Source organism: Runella sp. R0.1_18, assembly GCF_057652155.1.
The window spans coordinates 585,793-603,145 of the sequence record NZ_JBYFCK010000004.1 but is presented as its reverse complement, the minus strand read 5'-3'; the positions used below and the strand labels follow the sequence as shown (position 1 = coordinate 603,145).

Here is a 17,353-nt window from a genome sequence, read left to right as displayed (position 1 = left end):
CTTGCATGTATTAGGCCTGCCGCTAGCGTTCATCCTGAGCCAGGATCAAACTCTCCATCGTAAATATTATAAAAATTCAATTTGACTGAATCCGTAAAGACTCACTATTAACCTTAACTTACTCATTATTTCAAAGAACCAGACCCAAATTTTCGGGCTTAACTTTTTAAGCTGTGTTCGATTTGGGATTGCAAAGGTCTGACTTTTAAATCTTATTTCCAAATATTTTTTCAACTTTTTTTATTTGTCGAAATTCTTATCTGAAATTTCTTTGCTTTTACCCTCTCTCATTGTTTGGGGTTGCAAAGGTCTGACTTTTAAATCTTACTTCCAAATATTTTTTCAACTTTTTTTATTTGTCGAAATTCTTATCTGAAATTTCTTTGCTTTTCCTTCCCTCTCTCGTTGTTTGGGGTTGCAAAAGTAGTAGGAGCAGGATGACTATCCAAGCTTTTTCTAAAAAAAAAGAGCTCTTTTCTAAAAGTTCTTTAAATCGTAAAATACTACCACCTTCATAATCCTATTTGGGGCGATTAACTTAGGATAAAGTCCACAAATCTTTTATTCCAAGAAACCGTTGAGAAGTAAACCCTTCACCATATTTCACTCCAATTGCATGTCCATACTCCTTGGCACGGGCTTCTATAAACTCTAAAAATTCTGGGGAAGAGATATAACTATTAGGTTCTGGACTGGTTGGATCATAGAATTGACTTCTAAAAGCACGAATAGCTTCTTCCTTTTTAGGCCAATAAGGAGTTATGTCAACCACAAAATCTGGTTTAATGTACCTATCCTGTATAAAGTGATATATGTATTTAGGACGCCAAGCCGACTGGGGCTCCCCATTTTCATCAAACGTAGCGATTTGGCGTAAGCCTGCTAAGAAACAAGCATCATAAATAAGCTTTGCTCCTCGCCCATGGTCTGGGTGGCGGTCATCAATCGCATTAGCCAATACTATCTCTGGTTGGTATTTCCTTATAAAAGGAACAATCGCCATTTGATGCTCCCGCGTGTTTTGAAAAAAGCCATCAGGTATTCCTGCATTGTCCCGAACACTCACTCCTAATACAGCAGCCGCAGCATCTGCTTCTTGTTTTCTTATCTCAGGCGTACCACGGGTTCCTAACTCCCCTTTGGTAAGATCTAAGATACCGACCGTTTTGCCACTTTGTAAAGTAGCTAATATAGTACCAGCGCACCCTAATTCGACGTCGTCGGGGTGCGCTGAGATTGCCAATAAGTCTAATTTCATCCTTAATGTATTATTTTACTCGAAGTCGTTGGCCTATTTTTAAGCGTGCTGTTAACCGAAGATGATTCTTTTGGGCTAACTCTGAAGTGGACATTCCATATTTGCTTGCAATCGTATCTAGTGTTTCTCCACGGCGAACCCTATGAAGCACTGTACGTTTTACTTTTGCTTTGCTAATATCAAACTCGCTATCTATTGAGCGCCCCCCTCGGAGGTGATCCCATACCTTTGAAGTAAGGACAAAACGTTCGTTACGAATCGTCTGTCCTGGAAAATCCCAAATCCATGCTGGGCTGAAGGGATTTCCTTCGTATCGGTTTTCGTAGTGGAGGTGGTCTCCAAAACTTCTTCCCGTATTTCCACCTAGACCTAACATATCTCCTGCCTTGATTAGTTGGCCTACCTCTACTGTAATCTTAGACAAGTGACCATACAAGGTTTCAAGTCCATTATAATGCCTTACTAAAACAAATCGACCGTATCCGTTTCCATCATAAGCAGTCACTCGGACAATGCCATCGTAAGTACTATAAACTGGGTCTCCCGTATTTAAGTCTAAATCCATTCCTTCGTGCCAACGCCCCCAGCGTGGGCCAAACTGAGATGTCACCTTTACTTCACTGGTAGGCAAGTTCCAAAAACGACCTTTGCCTGGATCAAACAAACGAAGCGAAATGTTTTCTTCAAACTCTAATGGATTCAAATTGTAGGGATCAATGGTACGTGAATCCCAAATAGCGAAGTAATCGGCAACCTGCACCCAATCGTCTCCTACTTGTACCGAATCAATAATTTCGGCCACGGAGGTTTCTCCCTCATCAATTGTCCCCGTTGTGTCATCTGCTACCGTTGGGTTCACCTGTTTGACAGGCTCAAAAGTGTTTGAAAAACGCATTTGGGGCTTTTCTACCTCAAATTCTTCAAACTCGTCTTTCTGAGGCTTGATGACAGGCGTACTTGGCGCTTCTGTTTTGTTGGGTTTAATTTTTGGGTTTTTTTTGAACAACCCTCGTTCTTGGGCTTGAAGATTTACTCCTAAACAAAGAGCAAACATTAGTACTAAAAGTAATTGGGCTTTCATCCGTCGTTGGTTTAGCCATTCTTTGAGAGGGGGGAACATATCCATGCCCACTCAAGGAATGGGAGTAAAACTTATAATTAAATTCGGTGAGCCATTAAAAAAAAGTAACAGTAAGCCCCATTTGCCTACTGTTACCAATTCAAAATTAATGTATGCCTTTTTCAGTTAAATAACGCTCTGCATCCAATGCGGCCATGCAGCCTGAACCTGCTGCGGTGATTGCTTGGCGATAAATATTATCTTGGGCATCACCACAAGCAAACACGCCTTCTACATTGGTTTTGGCACTTCCTTTTATTGTTTGGATGTACCCAGCATTATCCATATCTATATACTCTTTGAAAATTTCGGTGTTTGGTTGATGCCCGATGGCCACAAAAAAACCTGTTACATCAATCGTATATGATTCTTCCGTTTGAATATTCTTTAGTCTAACTCCCGTTACGCCTTGGTCGCCGAGGACTTCTTCGGTTTCGGAGTTCCAAAGAATCTCAATGTTCGGCGTTGACTTGACGCGGTTCTGCATTACTTGAGACGCCCGAAGTTCGTCGCGGCGTACAATCATATATACCTTCTTACATAATTTGGCTAAATAACTTGCTTCTTCACAAGCCGTGTCGCCTCCACCTACGATGGCTACATCTTGATTACGGAAGAAAAATCCATCACAAACGGCGCAAGCAGATACTCCATAACCATTGAGACGCTGTTCTGACTCTAGCCCCAACCACTTGGCTGAAGCTCCTGTTGCGATAATCACCGCTGGGCTTTCAATAAGCGTTGTATCATCAATCCAAACTTTGTGAAGGGTTGGATCAGAAAAATCTACTTTTGTAGCCAATCCATAGCGAATATCAGCCCCAAAGCGGCGCGCTTGGTTTTCAAAATCAATCATCATTTGAGGCCCTTGTACTCCCTCTGGATAACCTGGGTAGTTTTCAACCTCAGTCGTAATGGTAAGCTGACCTCCTGGCTGACCTCCTGTGTATAAAACAGGTGAAAGGCCCGCACGAGAAGCATAAATGGCCGCAGTATAACCCGCTGGGCCCGAACCTATGATTAAACAAGATACTTTTTCAGAAGACATTATTAAAAGCGTTTGATAAAATTGACGATGGTAGATTTGTCTTTAAGAACGACGAATCTATTCATTAAATTTACAATCTAACTTCCAAAATCGTTCATCGTCTTTTTGCAAGTTTTTGCAAGGCGGTTGCAAAATTAAGCAAAAAAGGCTGAGAAGACAAAGTAGCCCTAGTTACTCTGGTATATTTTAATACAGTATGGTTTACCATATTCTCCACTCTATGCGGCGATTAAGCTGTCGGTTTTCGTCTGAGGTATTCGGAACGATAGGTTTTGCTTCTCCCATCCCAACGGCTTTTATTCTTTCTTTGGCCACACCTGATTCAACCAGGTAGTCCACCACACTTTGTGCCCTTTTTTGGGAAAGAAGCTGATTTTGCTTTGCATCGCCCACGTCATCGGTATGTCCCGTGATCTCAATTCTAAGTGTTGACTGTGAACGAAGCTGCTCAATCAATTTGTTTAGTTCTGTTCGGGATTTTTCTTGCAACTCGGCTTTTCCCGTTTCAAAATAAATATTACTCAACACGCCATAAGCTTCTCTCTGAAGCGGCTCCAAAGCGATGTCCAATTGATACCCTTCCGCATTGTTCTTTTGACTATAATCGAACGACAAGCTTTTGTAAAAATATCCTTTGGCACTTACGTACAAGCCCCACTCACTGCCGTTGGGTAAGGTAGTGAGGTAATTGCCAGTAGTGGCATCAGACGACAGCAATTGTACGCGTTTGCCTGTAGTCAAATTCATCAATTCAATGTTGGCTTGAATTGGTTTTTTGGTACGAACATCGGTGACAACTCCTCGCAAGTAATTGGCCGTATTAAACCGTTTAGTCAATTCATCGGGCAAACGAAAACGGTACAGTCTCGATACACGCTGATTTCCGACTCGCTTTGCATCCAATGAATAGTAACCATACTTACCATCGGCGGTAATGACAAGCGCTACTTGGTTGTCGGAGGTATTGATAGGGTAGCCGATATTTTGGGGATTTTGCCAACCAGTAGCTGTACTATCCGCAAAAAACAGGTCGTACCCGCCCAATCCTTCGTGGCCTTCCGATGCAAAAAATAACGTCCGACCATTGGCATACAAAAAAGGAGAAGCTTCGTCAAAGGGTGTATTGATGGTTTTGTCCAAATTTTTCGCTTTTTCCCATTCTCCATTAGATTGTAAGGTAGTGTACCAAATATCTCGCCCGCCTACACCTCCTGGGCGGTCAGAAATAAAGTAAAGTAGCTGCCCGTCGGGGGACAATGTTGGTTGCGACTCCCAATAAGGAGAGTTAACAACCATCCCCAAGTTTTTTGGTTTTTCCCATTCTTCCCCTACTTTATGGCTAATGTATAGGTCGCAACTCCCATAGCCTTCTCGGCGATTGCAGGCAGTAAAAACAAGCGTTCTTCCATCGGCCGACAGCGTCCCTGTGCCTTCATTGTCAGCTGTATTAATTTTATCCGATACTGAAACGGGCGAACTCCAACGCCCATTTTTGTAGGTACAGATAAATAAATCTTCGTCGTTTTCGGGCTTTAGCCCCGTAAAAAGCAAGGTTTCTCCATCTCCTGTCAACGCAGGAAAATATTGCAGAATAAATTGATTGACCGTATCAGAAAGCTCTTCGGGATGAATCACGAGGGGATTGAGCGTAGCCTTTGCTCCGTAAATACAGGTCTGAAGCTGCCGTTGCGCTCTCTTTTGCGCAATGCTATTGGGTTTAAGAAACGTAATGTAGTGTTCTAAATCGTTTTTCGCTTGTGCATAGTCACCTTCACGCAACTGGTGCTCAATGAGGCGTTGATACGCCAAGGCAAATTGAGGTGCATCGGGCCTTAGTTGTACTGTTTTACGGTATGCCTGTAGGGCCAAGTCAGGTTGGGTAAAAACTTCATACAATTGCCCCTTACGAAAATACGCTTCTGCCAAGGTTGAATCATGGCGGAGCGCTTCATCAGCAAACTGCGACGCTTTTTCAAAGTTTTTTTCATTGTAAAACTTTGTACTTCTCTCCAAAGCCTCCGCTGCTTTTTTGTTGGTCGTCGGCAGATAGGAAGCTGGTGCTTGCGCAAAAATAGTACACGAAAATAATGTACCCAATATCCAACAGGCTACCACTCTAGTAAGAAGCCTATTAAACTTCCAAAAACAAATCGTTTCCCTCATCTTTAATAAAATCACAATAACCCTCCTCTCTTGCAAACTATTGTACGATTTTACACTCAACTCTACGGTTTTGCTGCCTTGCTTGCTCAGAACCATGCTGTACCAATGGCCTGCTTTTTCCGTAGCCTTTAACCCGTAGCCGTTGTTCTTCAATTCCTTTTTCAAGTAAGTATCTTTTGACCGATTCTGCCCTTTGTAACGACAATGTATAATTTACCTCCGCTGTTCCAACATCATCAGTGTGCCCTTCAATCACAAGTTGGGTTGCAACATTTTGTTTTAGATACTCCACTAAATGTTCTAGTGCCGAATAGGGTGCAACGAGTAACGCTGAGCTATTCGTTGTAAATAATGTGTGCTGCAAAACAAGATTTGAATCCACCTTAATCGGTGTCAATAGAATCTCCCAAGTTCCGTTTTGAAAAGACGAATCGGCGGCTAACCTAAGGTTAAAATGTTGAGAAAGGTAGTTTTTACGTTTCACCTCCACTTGAGTTTTTGCCTGTGGGGATACCACAAATAGAAATACTCCCGTCGAGTCATCTGAATGAAAAGTGGCGATTTGGCCCTCTTTTTCTGACACCCCTATCATGGCCTTTAAGGGTCGTTTTGTTTCTGAATCCACCACCCTACCTTTTACAAAGGTCATAGCAGGGCAAAGTTGCTTGAGCGAATCGGGTAAAGAATAATGACACAAACTACTGACAACTGCCCCATTTTCACTAGGTACACTTCTGTCATGATACGAATAAAACGCTTCTTGGCAATCGGGAGTAATATAAAACCCCATTTGGTCAGCAAAATCATTTAATGGGAAACCCAAATTTTGAGGGGTAGTCCATCCTGTATGTTCTTTTTTTGAAAGAAAAATATCAAATCCTCCCACGCTCGGCCAACCATCGGAAGCGAAAAACAACGTTTGGTTATTTGAATGTATGAATGGGGAAATTTCATCAAATTCAGTATTTATTTGAGCTCCCAAATTAATAGGCACACCCCACTCTCCAAATGTATTGAGTGATGTACACCAAATATCTTTTCCCCCTACTCCACCTTGACGGTCTGACGAAAAGTACAAAACTGTACCATCTGCCGAAAGAGCAGGTTGAGACTGCCAACCCTGTGAATTGACAATTGGCCCCAAATTATTTGGCTCGCTCCAAGCGTTGCCCGTTTTATAGGATATATACAAATCACACTTTCCAATGTTTGTTTTTCGATGACAGGCCGTAAACACCAGTACATTACCATCTGACGAGATAGAACAAGTCCCTTCATTGGTCGCTTTATTAATTTGTTCCGATACACTTTTGGGTTCTGTCCAGCCTTGAGCCGTTCGTTTACTAACGAATATGTCTTCATCGCCATTATTGTGCGTATAAATCAGGGTCTGCAAATCGGCCGTTAGGGCAGGATAAGACTGTGCTAGGGCCTTATTAATAGGAGAAGGAAGACGTTGGTGATTACCCTGTTTTTTGCTAGAAGGTAGGTGGTATTGAGCGTATTCACACTGCTTTAAATAGCGTAAAACGCTTCGATGAGCACTCGCCTTAGGCTGAAGGCTGAGCCTTAAATATCCTTTAAAATAGACCTCGGCGTCGGAATAGTGTCCTTTTTGAAGGTACCGCTTTCCTAAAATTTCATAAATTTTCAGAAAGGCTCTTTCGTTCGAATCGTTTTTTATCGCTTTTTCAAAATACGGATACGCATCTTCTTTGGTCTCTTTTGAGTCAAAGAGTAATTGCCCTATCCGCATGTAAGGAGCCGCAAAAGAACTATCTGTTTCAATCGTTTTTTTGTAGAGTTTCAAGGCTTGCTCTCTGTCAAAAGGGAGCATCCTCTCTGCCGAATCGTACAGTTTTCGGGTGCTGGCACTTACACGCCCGTTTTGAGCTAAAACACTTGGTGATAATAATAAAAAATAAAAGAAGAAATAAAAAGTACTAACCTTTATCCCCACGACCGACAAGTCGCCACCAATTCCTACGGTATATCCATGTATTTGTGCGTTTGCAAGGAGACGCGCCATTGGGGATGCTGTTTTACATACTCAACGATTAAAGGCGTCATTTCTTGCATTCGACTCCACTCAGGTTGGAGCAGAAGCACACAGTCTTTGTTGACACGAGCAGCGTGGTATTCGGCAAACTCAAAATCTGATTTGTGGTAAATAACGACTTTCAGTTCGTCGGCTTGCGCATAAATGCTCTCGTGCGGGTTTTTGAATTTTTTTGGAGAAAAGCAAACCCAATCCCACGTGCCCGAAAATGGATGTGCTCCCGAGGTTTCGATATTGGTCTCAAATCCAGCGTTGTGAAGTTCCGTGGTCAATGCTCCCAAATCATACATCAACGGTTCGCCTCCCGTTACGACAGCCATGCGTGCAGGATACTGCAATGCCTCGTTTACTATTTGTGTTAGTGTATGCTTGGGGTGAATATCGGCGTCCCACGACTCTTTCACGTCGCACCACACGCACCCTACATCGCAGCCACCCAAACGAATAAAATAGGCCGCTTTTCCACTATGATACCCTTCGCCTTGTAGCGTATAAAAGGCCTCCATGACGGGAAGTTGAAGTGATGGCGAGTCCATATTTTTGGGATTTTCTGTGAATGGTAAACGGTTCGCCAAATTGGCGAACCGTTTCGTAAAATAGTACTATGTTGGCCAAAATAACCAAGGTAATTATTTCAAATCTTGAATATCAAGCATTCCTACAGGCTTGCCACCTTCGGTTACTAAAATAGTATCAACGCTTGTTTTCTTAAAAAGTGCAGCGGCAGCATCCAACAGGGCCGTTGCTTCGATAGAAACTGGCATTTTGTATTCAAACTCACCGATGGCTTTGCTCAATACATCACGCCCTTCGCTCGACAATTTACGACGCAAATCGCCGTCAGTAAATACGCCTTTCACGCTTCCGTCGGCGTTTGTCACCGTTACAGAACCAAAACCAAACTCAGTCATTTTTACAATCGCATCTGCCAACGTGGTATCTGCTGATACCAATGGATTTACACCATTGATTGCTTCTCCTACTGTCACTGTGATTAGGCGCGTGTGTTCCACAAATTGCTGCGTACCAATGGCTGTAAAGCTATTTTCAGTCAACACTTTCATGATTTTCCAAGGCACCGTGATGGTGTGGCAACCTAAGTCAAGTGCATTCCGAACGTGCTCGGCATTACGTACCGACGAAAACATTACTTTTGACGAAGAGCCATAAAAGTTAACCATTTCGACGCATTCGCCAATCAATTTAATGGCATCATAGCCTTGATCTTGCATACGTCCTGCCAATACGCAAATGTAGCTTGCTCCCGCAGTCATGGCCATGTAGGCTTGTTGAATGGTGTAAACCAAGTGAACATTTACCATCATACCACGGTCACGAAGCATTTTACAAGCACGAACTCCTTCAAGAGAAACAGGCACTTTAAACACGGTTTTGGCTGGGTCAAGGCCCAATTCCAATTGCCGCTCGGCATCTTTTACAATGTCTTCGGCGGTATCACCCAACGCCTCAATCTGAAGAACAGGTACAATTTTCGACAATTTAACAATCATGCCATCGAGGTCGGTAACTCCCTCGCGGTGCATAAACGTTGGTGTAGTAGTAAGACCTGCTAAAAACCCAAGTTGGAAGGCCGTTTCTATTTCTTTAAAATCGGCAGAATCAAGATATAATTCCATTTTTGGTCGGTTTGTCCGTTGTTTAGTTATCCGTTTTCGGAACAAAATTTCGGCAAAGGTCGCAAAAAAAATGAAGGCTAGCGATAGTTCAACATCTTTTTGTACAAATGAGCAATGTATTGCGGGCTTCGTCCCATTTTAAACTGAAGAACGGCGACTAAGTTTGCCAACTGTACGCTCAACCAGCTATTTGTTTCGTATTTCCGTGCCGATACCACCACCTCTTTCGGGATTAGTTTGAATAGTTTGCGATGCGATTTCCACATTTTACGCAAAAAATCATATTCTTCCATAATGACATAACGTTCATCAAAGCCTCCCAAACTATTGAACAAAGCGCTGGTTACGAATAAGGTTTGATCACCACCTCGGACAAAAAGCGCGTCGAACCGCGTACAATAGCTATTGATTTTTAACAACCAGCGATCAGAATCAAACCGAAAACGGTACCCGCCCGCTTGGTAGCCTTCCTGAATAGCTTGGTAAATGTCATCGGCAAAACTTTCGGCTACTTGCGTATCAGCATGAACAAAATAGAGCACCTCTCCCGCTGCTCGCGCTGCTCCTAGGTTCATTTGTATCGCTCTTCCTCTTGGTGCATTTGGGACAACGACAGCACCTGCTTCTTGGGCTATACAAACGGTGTTATCTGTACTTCCGCCATCTACGATAATAATTTCTAGCACGTAGCAATCGCCATGTTTTTGAAGGCGATTAATCAAATTGTAAACGTTTTTTTCTTCATTTAGGGTTGGTACAATGACCGAAATAAATTTAGTATTCATATTCAAAACGCTTCACCAATTGTAAAATAATAGTTTCCTCCGTCACTCCCAACCGCGTAATCGATGCGTAGATTGAGGGCATCTTTGCGGTTGGCCACAAAACGAAGCCCTACCCCATGCGACATTTTGGGGTCGGCGAAGCGAAGAACGGGCTTGGAAGCGCCCATTAACCCCAAAGCTGTAAACCCTACCGCTTTCAAACGACCAATTAAATCTATCCGAATCTCGGCCTGCGTTAGAAGCACATTGTTATCGCGGAATCGCCCTTGGTAATAGCCACGCATCCGCTTACTTCCTCCCATTTCCGATAGCATATTAAAAGGTGGGTTACCCCAATTTAGACTACCATAAAGATTTGCCGCTACAATAATTTTAGCGCCTATCTTCTTAAACAAGGCGGCATCGGCTGTCAACCTTTGGAAAGTTACATTTCCCCCAAAAATAGGAGAATGTAACCAGTAGGCCGCATCCACAAACGCACCTTTGGTGGGGTAAAAAAGAACATCGCGGGAATCGTAAAACAATCCTAACCCCACGCCAGAAGTTTGTGAACGTGGCGCCCCTACTACTTTTCCTTGGGCAAATACGCCATTAGATTCCGTTTCTGTAATACGATAATCTTCATACTGATAACGCACTCCTAGATAGGTATTTGCGCTTACTTTTTTAAACGCATTCAAACGAATCCGTGGAAAATCTACCCCGTAGAGCTCCTTCGGAATAGCGTCTTTCCCTATTCCGAAAAAATAGTAATTGTACCGATAAAAGCCCAATTCACCATAAAAATAATATTTCCCGTTTTGCGGAAATAATTGGAACGGTAAATAGTAAAGCGATTGTTTCTCTTGGGTGAATACAATGCCAAGGCTCAATTGAGAGGGGCGTGCTTTTAGTGAATCTGTACGAAAACGAAACGTCGAAGTGATTGCACCTCCATACGCCCAACGAGTTTCGGGGGTGTAATACACCACTGGAAATGGAAGTAGATTCCACTGTTTTCGCTGGCTGTACGCAGTTTGGAGACAAACCCCACTCAAAAGGAATCCTGTCAATACTTTAACAATCAGGATATTTTTAAAGATTCGACAACGCATTGCTCTTAATCGGTGTTTAATCCATTATGACAAATACATTTTCTGCTAAAGAAGCCATTGAGGCGATGAATTATTGGGGACATCAACGTACTCCTTTTTTGTTCATTATTGATTTTTTAACCAAGCGCCCCGTAGTCATACCATTATCTGAAGTTGACCCCGAAGTCATTTTATTTGATTTCAATGGGTTAAACAATTGTACTGAAAAGCCTTCGCATTCTCCCAAATCATTTACATTTTCTAAATCACCACTTTCATTGGAGGAATATCTTCCCAAATTTGAATTGGTCACCAATCACCTAAAACGAGGCGATTCTTTTTTAACAAATTTATCTATTCCTACGCCAATACATACGAACCTCTCACTAAAAACGATTTTTTTACAGAGCAATGCTAAATATCGTTTATGGTGGAAAGACCATTTTGTTTGTTTTTCACCCGAAATTTTCGTGCAGGTAAAAGGTACTCGAATTGCGTCTTTTCCCATGAAAGGAACCATAGATGCCACTTTACCCGAGGCAGCACAGGTCATTTTGAACGATAAAAAAGAGGCTGCCGAACACGCTACCATCGTTGATTTGATCCGCAATGACCTCAGTATGATTGCTGATAAAGTGTGGGTCGAACGCTACCGTTATTTGGACAAACTCGAAACCAACCAAAAGTCGCTCTTGCAAGTAAGTTCTGAAATTGCAGGCACCATGTCCTCCAACTGGCAAGATTCTCTCGGGACGTGGTTGTTTCAATTATTACCCGCAGGCTCAATCAGCGGCGCTCCCAAGCCAAGTACGTTAGATATTATCCAACGTGCTGAAGGCTATGAGCGCGGCTATTACACAGGAGTTGCGGGAATATTTGATGGTGAAAATGTTGACAGCGGCGTACTCATCCGTTTTATTGAACAATCGGGAGAACAGCTCATCTTTAAAAGTGGTGGAGGCATCACAGCCCGTAGCCAAGTCCATATCGAGTACCAAGAAATGATTGACAAAATCTATTTACCTATTTCTAATGCCACTATTCATCGAAACCCTTCGGCTTTTCAACGGGCAGTTGTCTAACATCCGCTTTCACAATGAGCGCATGTACCGCACCCAACTTCATCATTTTGAAGGCGTTCAGGTCAAAGAGTTGGCCCAAGAAATTAGTATCCCTCAAAACCTTCAGTTGGGTTTGTTTAAGTGCCGTGTCACGTATGGGTTTTCGATTGAGAAAATTGAATTTGAGCCTTACCACCCTCGTACTATCCAATCGCTTCGACTTGTAGAGGCCAACGACATTTCGTACTCATTTAAGTACCAAGACCGAAGCAGTTTGAATGCACTTGCTACTCAAAAAGGTACGGCCGACGATGTGCTCATTGTCAAAAACGGCCACCTTACCGATACGTCGTACGCCAATATCGTTTTTTGGGATGAACGACAGTGGGTTACTCCTACAACTTTTTTACTCGCGGGTACGCAGCGTTCATTTTTGTTAGAACAAGGAAAAATTGTAGAAAAAAAAATTCGGACAGAAGACCTACCAAGGTACGTTTCTGCCCGAATCATCAATTCGATGTTAGATTTTGAAACTACTCCCCACATCCCACTGAGGAGTATTTTCTAATTGTTCATTATTTAGGCGGTACTAGCGCCTTATTTTTAGCTTTCGTCTTCTTAATAATCATAGGGATGCAAATATCTTCTGGGCAAATACACTCTGCTTCCACAATCGCAGGGCAGCAGTTTTTGGTTGGACATTGCCCGTCGGATACCTCAACGGTATAAGAGCCTACATCGCCCACTTCTAAGGTCTGCGAAGTAGCACTGTCAATTTTTGTACCATTTTTAAACCATTGGTATGTCTGATAACCCGCTGGGGCAGAGATAATCACCGTATCGCGTCTTTCAGGACATATTTTCAGTGGCACACTTACACAAGCAATGCCGTAATCATCTTCAGTAATGACTTTGTTTCCTGGCTGAGAGTCGCTGTCCAAACCTACCATTGATACAATTTCGGCTTCGTTACAAATCGACCCACCAATAAAGCCTCCCGTATTGTTGATTTTGACAGAAACAGTCAGGGTATCCGTTTGACCTGGATTGAGCTTCAACGGCCCCCACTTCAAAGTTTGCTGATTGAATACACCGCTTGTTGACGTTGCACTGACAAACGTAAAGTTGGCGGGCAAATAATCCTGTACATAAACACTGTCGGCGGCAGGAGTGCCACTTACACTTTTATTGGTTACGGCTATCTTAAACTGTACCGTATTCCCCACCTCTCGTCGGCAGTCACCTACCAGTGTTTTGGTAAGTTCTAGGTCTTTAAAAGGAGTACAAGTGCCACTATTGCTTATAGTGATATTCAGAATCATTGATTTTTGGCACGCTCCTTTCTTGTCTGCTATGCCATTTGGCTCCCACTTCATGTACAAACTAATGACCGAGTTAGGGCGGTACAATTTGGGATCCAATTCGGTAATTGATCCCCTAGCTACGGCATCCTCAATCAAGGTAAATTCATTAAAACCATCTCTAAACACAAAGGCCGAATCAGCGATAAAGTAGTAAGTTGCTTTTCCATTCGGGAAGTTTCGTTCTAACTGAATCTTATCGCCATTGGCACAGAGCGTGTCCAGTCGCATATCGTATTGTTCTTTGACTTCGTAACAAATAGCCCCAATACTCAGCGTATCAACGCCGTCGGTAGCCGCCAAAGCATAGCCATCTTGAGATTTATGCGCAAACTTAAATTCATATAAACCTAGCGAATCTGGTACTTCGGTAAAGAAATAATTCTTTTTACTTAAATCAATGGAATCAATGTAGCCTTCGCCATCGTCTTCATAAAGGCCGTAAGTATATACATTTTTCTTGGCATCAAACGGAATAATCGCCCATTTCCCCCCTGGAGTTGCTTTTATCGTCACTTTTTCTCGATATACGTACTTTGTATATATATCATCTCCTGGCAAGTATAAAATCGTTGAATCACAAGCACATGGATCAGAAATCTCAGGTGAAGTTGTTCGAAAAAATCCAATGTCCCAACGGGGATCATGCTGATTAGGAGCTAAAGTAAAAGTCGAAGATTTGTACACCGCTCGTTCGAGGTCATTATCCAAAGAATCATTTGTTCCTTTGTTTAAATCTGCAACGACAAAATCTGGGGCAGGATACGACACAGGATTAAACTTCACATAGTAATCACCTGCGGGGACGTCACCGATGTGGTATTTACCGTCCACGCCCGTTGTATCTGATTTGACAAAAGTATCGCTGGTATCGTACAATTCCATGATTACTCCCTTGGCAGGAAGCTCTGGCCCTAATATCGTTCCAAAAGGATCTTTTCTAAGGTCTTGAATACCATTTCGGTTCAAATCATACCAAGCATAATCCCCCATCGAAGCAGGCGGTAAATTGAGCATCCAACCAATGTCGAAGGTATAATTATTCTCGCTATTGTTACCCGTTTTAAACGCAATTATCGCGGCCGAAGAGTCGGCATTATAAACCGCATCTGAGTTACGTAAATTGCTTGTTGGCATTAAACTATCTATTGGCACCAGTTTCACTAACTTAGCTACTGTGTTTTCGTCAGCATTTGCCCTGAAAATGTTTGCCGAAGCAGGCACATTGGCTGGCAGGTTGGAGACTTTTATCCCTGCCGCTTGGGCTGCTTGGAGGACATTAGCAGCCCCAGTTCCTAAGATTTGAAGCGTACTTTGATGTATTTCGTACAGGTGATTTCTTTTCAAACCGCCCGTTACATTAAAATCAGAGAAATAAAACTGTCCACCGTTAGCTGTGGTATCGCGGCCTACTTCCGTTCCACCATTTTGCATATCATGGAGTGTCAATACAAGGCCATCCACACCAGGTTCATTCGGGTCTTGAATACCATCTCGATCGACATCAAACCAAACACGATTCCCAACAGAAAGTGGCGAAGGCTCACAAGCGGCGGTCAAGTCACCTACCCCTCCTGATTTTCCAAGCGACCCTTCACGGATGGAATAAACGGCATATCCTCTTTTACGCTTTCCTGTTTTGGTATCAAATACCAAAAATCCTGTTGCTAAATATACCTTGTGAAGCGGGTCAAAGGCTGAAGTAAAGATTTCATCGTCGCCTGGGATTTTAAAAATACCCCCGTTGGTAAGCTCTGCGTGTCCTACCGAATCTTGGCTGTTAATCCAGTAATCTTCAAAGAAAAACTCCCCACCACCTGGGCCTGCATCTTTATCATGGGCACTTTCAACTCCTGGACCACTTGGGCCATCAGCTACGTACGGCCCAGAAACACCATTGCTTTCCATGCTGTATGAGCCATCAGGATTACGTTGTGCACGGAGCAAGTCTCCGCTCATAAATCCGTAGTAGTTGAGTGTATCATCCGCCGCAATACCTGGCTGGTTTTGCCCTGTTTGTAAGCCACCTCTATCTAGCATCCCAATAAACATTGAACCATCATCATCGAAGTCAATGTCTGAAATAATTGGTTGAGGATTAACCAAGAAAGCACTCTTTGGATCGGGCGAGCCAAGCGGGTAATTACATTGTTTTGGAAAAATTCCAGACCACGGTTTCCAACTATTGATGGTATCGCAGCCTTGCGTTCCGTCAAGTGGGTCGCGCTTATAACCGAGTGGAAATTCAAAGATATTTTTAAACTGAGAAGTTTTAGGGTTAAACTCGTAAATTGCTCCTTTTAAGTCTTCCTTTTTCTGTGAAGTTTCGGCGGTACATACCACGCCAAGATACATTTTGTTACGGTAATATTTTAGCGCCCACGGAGCAAAATCGCCGTTAGAACAATTGGGATTAGGAATAGTATAACTTTTTATATTAGCAGCAGCTATTGACTGAGGAGCAGCAAGGGGCTTTCCTACATTAAAGCTATATAGTTTTTTGTCATACAAATTGATTAAATAAAGTGTATCCTGATAGCGTGATAGCTGCACCCCACCCATCCCCACTTTTCCCGCCATGTGGAAAGAAAGCGAATCGCGGCTTCGGGCTGTTTTGGATGCAGGCAAAATACTGAGTCCTGTAATAGGATCAAGGTGAGGGTCAGGTCCCGTATCAATTCCAATTGTTTTTACATCCAAGAACTCTTTTACCTGATTACCATTTGCCAAGTCAACATAATAGAACCCACCTGTACCCAAAGGCCCCAAACCCACGTGGCGTCGTACAATGGCTCCAACCAACATTCGACGTGAATCGCGTTGAAAGGAAGCAATCCAAGTAGAACCAATCTGCGCCGCAGTCGCTAATTTCACCATTGAGAAATCATCAACTCCTGCCAATCCACTTGCTTTGTGATCAAACAAAATAAGGGCTGGGTCATCTCCTGCCGAGCCTCCCGCGAGCGGGTCACCCATCACATAACAAGCCGTGGTAACCCGCAGCTCTTTTGCGGCAGGGCAAAACTCGTCATCGTTGGCAATTCCGAGGTCTGTTTGCAATGATGGAGCTTTTACAAACTGGACATCTGTCGCATTTTGTAAGCCTACCATACTTGGCGAAAACGTCTCGGGGAAATCGCTAAATTCAACCCGCGCCATGCTATCAACGGGTACTTGGCTTTGGGTGAAAGAATATTCTCCCAAGGCATTGGTAGTTGTTGTAAAAGGTGTGGGGTTCTTCCCTACAAACAATTGTACCCTAACGCCCGCGACGCCAGGTTCTGTAGGGCTAACGGCAGTTCGTTTTCCATTCAAATCGTAGTCGATATACACTACCCCCCTCACCTGAGAATGGGCGAGATTGGCTATCATTACCATTAATAGTGTACTCACTAAAAAGTAAGAAAAGTGGTTTGCCTTCATAATAAGGTGTAAAATCCTTTTCATTTTTAAAAAAATTTGGGGTAATCAAAGCACTTTTACCAAGTACCTTGAACGGTTTTGGTCTAATTTGTTCATCTGGCTGGGTTAGAAAATTACTTTTTGAGATGCCCGAAAAAACCCTTCGGCGAATTATATCCCATTGTTATTTTTTCTACTTTATCTATTTTGTATATAAAGAAATTAGAAAATCGGTTTATGTTTCTTAACATCTCTATTCGACATAATGGTATTTCAATTACCTTGCCACTCTCTGGCCTGTCACTAAAAAAATATCCATAAAAATTTCCCAGCTCTCCCCCACAAGCTAACGCTTTTATTTATAGACACTTATGACCATTTACTCA

At 42.8% G+C, this 17,353-nt stretch carries 12 protein-coding genes; 2 read left to right on the top strand and 10 right to left on the bottom strand.

Annotated features, from left to right (window positions below):
* Positions 1-538: 538 nt before the first annotated feature.
* From bshB1 to AC23P2_RS10395, 9 genes are all read right to left on the bottom strand, one after another.
* A complete protein-coding gene (bshB1, locus tag AC23P2_RS10435) occupies positions 539-1,258 on the bottom strand; it encodes a bacillithiol biosynthesis deacetylase BshB1 (RefSeq protein WP_487773126.1) in 720 nt (239 codons plus the stop codon).
* Positions 1,259-1,268: 10 nt separating this feature from the next.
* Positions 1,269-2,339 carry a M23 family metallopeptidase gene (locus tag AC23P2_RS10430; protein WP_037299016.1) on the bottom strand — a complete coding sequence of 357 codons (1,071 nt, stop codon included), beginning with the start codon at positions 2,337-2,339 and terminating at the stop codon, positions 1,269-1,271.
* Between the two features lie 145 nt (positions 2,340-2,484).
* Positions 2,485-3,426: a thioredoxin-disulfide reductase gene (trxB, locus tag AC23P2_RS10425; RefSeq protein ID WP_487773125.1), complete on the bottom strand. Its 942-nt coding sequence runs from the start codon at positions 3,424-3,426 to the stop codon at positions 2,485-2,487.
* A gap of 201 nt (positions 3,427-3,627) precedes the next feature.
* Positions 3,628-5,589 carry an OmpA family protein gene (locus AC23P2_RS10420; RefSeq protein ID WP_487773133.1) on the bottom strand — a complete coding sequence of 654 codons (1,962 nt, stop codon included), beginning with the start codon at positions 5,587-5,589 and terminating at the stop codon, positions 3,628-3,630.
* 37 nt (positions 5,590-5,626) lie between these two features.
* Entirely contained in the window at positions 5,627-7,618 is a 1,992-nt protein-coding gene (locus tag AC23P2_RS10415) for an OmpA family protein (protein ID WP_487773124.1), read from the bottom strand.
* Positions 7,573-8,184 carry a 7-carboxy-7-deazaguanine synthase QueE gene (locus AC23P2_RS10410; protein WP_487773123.1) on the bottom strand — a complete coding sequence of 204 codons (612 nt, stop codon included), beginning with the start codon at positions 8,182-8,184 and terminating at the stop codon, positions 7,573-7,575. The genes AC23P2_RS10415 and AC23P2_RS10410 overlap by 46 nt, the downstream gene beginning before the upstream one ends.
* 93 nt (positions 8,185-8,277) lie before the next feature.
* Entirely contained in the window at positions 8,278-9,285 is a 1,008-nt protein-coding gene (locus tag AC23P2_RS10405) for a transaldolase family protein (protein WP_183975019.1), read from the bottom strand.
* A 77-nt stretch (positions 9,286-9,362) separates the two neighbouring features.
* Positions 9,363-10,070: a TIGR04283 family arsenosugar biosynthesis glycosyltransferase gene (locus AC23P2_RS10400; RefSeq protein WP_487773122.1), complete on the bottom strand. Its 708-nt coding sequence runs from the start codon at positions 10,068-10,070 to the stop codon at positions 9,363-9,365.
* Positions 10,071-10,072: 2 nt separating this feature from the next.
* Entirely contained in the window at positions 10,073-11,164 is a 1,092-nt protein-coding gene (locus tag AC23P2_RS10395) for a BamA/TamA family outer membrane protein (protein ID WP_487773121.1), read from the bottom strand.
* Positions 11,165-11,190: 26 nt separating this feature from the next.
* Between AC23P2_RS10395 and AC23P2_RS10390 the strand changes: the two genes are divergently transcribed.
* Positions 11,191-12,225, top strand: coding sequence for an aminodeoxychorismate synthase component I (locus tag AC23P2_RS10390; RefSeq protein ID WP_487773120.1), 1,035 nt, complete (start codon positions 11,191-11,193; stop codon positions 12,223-12,225).
* The gene (locus tag AC23P2_RS10385) at positions 12,176-12,772 is read left to right on the top strand and encodes an aminotransferase class IV (protein WP_487773119.1); all 597 of its coding nucleotides are present in this window, start codon (positions 12,176-12,178) and stop codon (positions 12,770-12,772) included. Before AC23P2_RS10390 ends, AC23P2_RS10385 begins: the two co-directional genes overlap by 50 nt.
* Positions 12,773-12,779: 7 nt before the next feature.
* On the opposite strand, the gene AC23P2_RS10380 is transcribed toward AC23P2_RS10385, so the two are convergent.
* Complete coding sequence (locus AC23P2_RS10380) at positions 12,780-16,937, bottom strand: SdrD B-like domain-containing protein (RefSeq protein ID WP_487773118.1); 4,158 nt, start codon at positions 16,935-16,937, stop codon at positions 12,780-12,782.
* Positions 16,938-17,353: the final 416 nt, after the last annotated feature.

What these genes read in the sequence shown, in the direction of transcription:
- bshB1 (WP_487773126.1), bottom strand. Translation starts at nt 1,258, where the DNA reads ATGAAATTAGACTTATTGGCAATCTCAGCGCACCCCGACGACGTCGAA.
- AC23P2_RS10430 (WP_037299016.1), bottom strand. Translation starts at nt 2,339, where the DNA reads ATGAAAGCCCAATTACTTTTAGTACTAATGTTTGCTCTTTGTTTAGGA.
- trxB (WP_487773125.1), bottom strand. Translation starts at nt 3,426, where the DNA reads ATGTCTTCTGAAAAAGTATCTTGTTTAATCATAGGTTCGGGCCCAGCG.
- AC23P2_RS10420 (WP_487773133.1), bottom strand. Translation starts at nt 5,589, where the DNA reads ATGAGGGAAACGATTTGTTTTTGGAAGTTTAATAGGCTTCTTACTAGA.
- AC23P2_RS10415 (WP_487773124.1), bottom strand. Translation starts at nt 7,618, where the DNA reads ATGGCGCGTCTCCTTGCAAACGCACAAATACATGGATATACCGTAGGA.
- AC23P2_RS10410 (WP_487773123.1), bottom strand. Translation starts at nt 8,184, where the DNA reads ATGGACTCGCCATCACTTCAACTTCCCGTCATGGAGGCCTTTTATACG.
- AC23P2_RS10405 (WP_183975019.1), bottom strand. Translation starts at nt 9,285, where the DNA reads ATGGAATTATATCTTGATTCTGCCGATTTTAAAGAAATAGAAACGGCC.
- AC23P2_RS10400 (WP_487773122.1), bottom strand. Translation starts at nt 10,070, where the DNA reads ATGAATACTAAATTTATTTCGGTCATTGTACCAACCCTAAATGAAGAA.
- AC23P2_RS10395 (WP_487773121.1), bottom strand. Translation starts at nt 11,164, where the DNA reads ATGCGTTGTCGAATCTTTAAAAATATCCTGATTGTTAAAGTATTGACA.
- AC23P2_RS10390 (WP_487773120.1), top strand. Translation starts at nt 11,191, where the DNA reads ATGACAAATACATTTTCTGCTAAAGAAGCCATTGAGGCGATGAATTAT.
- AC23P2_RS10385 (WP_487773119.1), top strand. Translation starts at nt 12,176, where the DNA reads ATGCCACTATTCATCGAAACCCTTCGGCTTTTCAACGGGCAGTTGTCT.
- AC23P2_RS10380 (WP_487773118.1), bottom strand. Translation starts at nt 16,937, where the DNA reads ATGATAGCCAATCTCGCCCATTCTCAGGTGAGGGGGGTAGTGTATATC.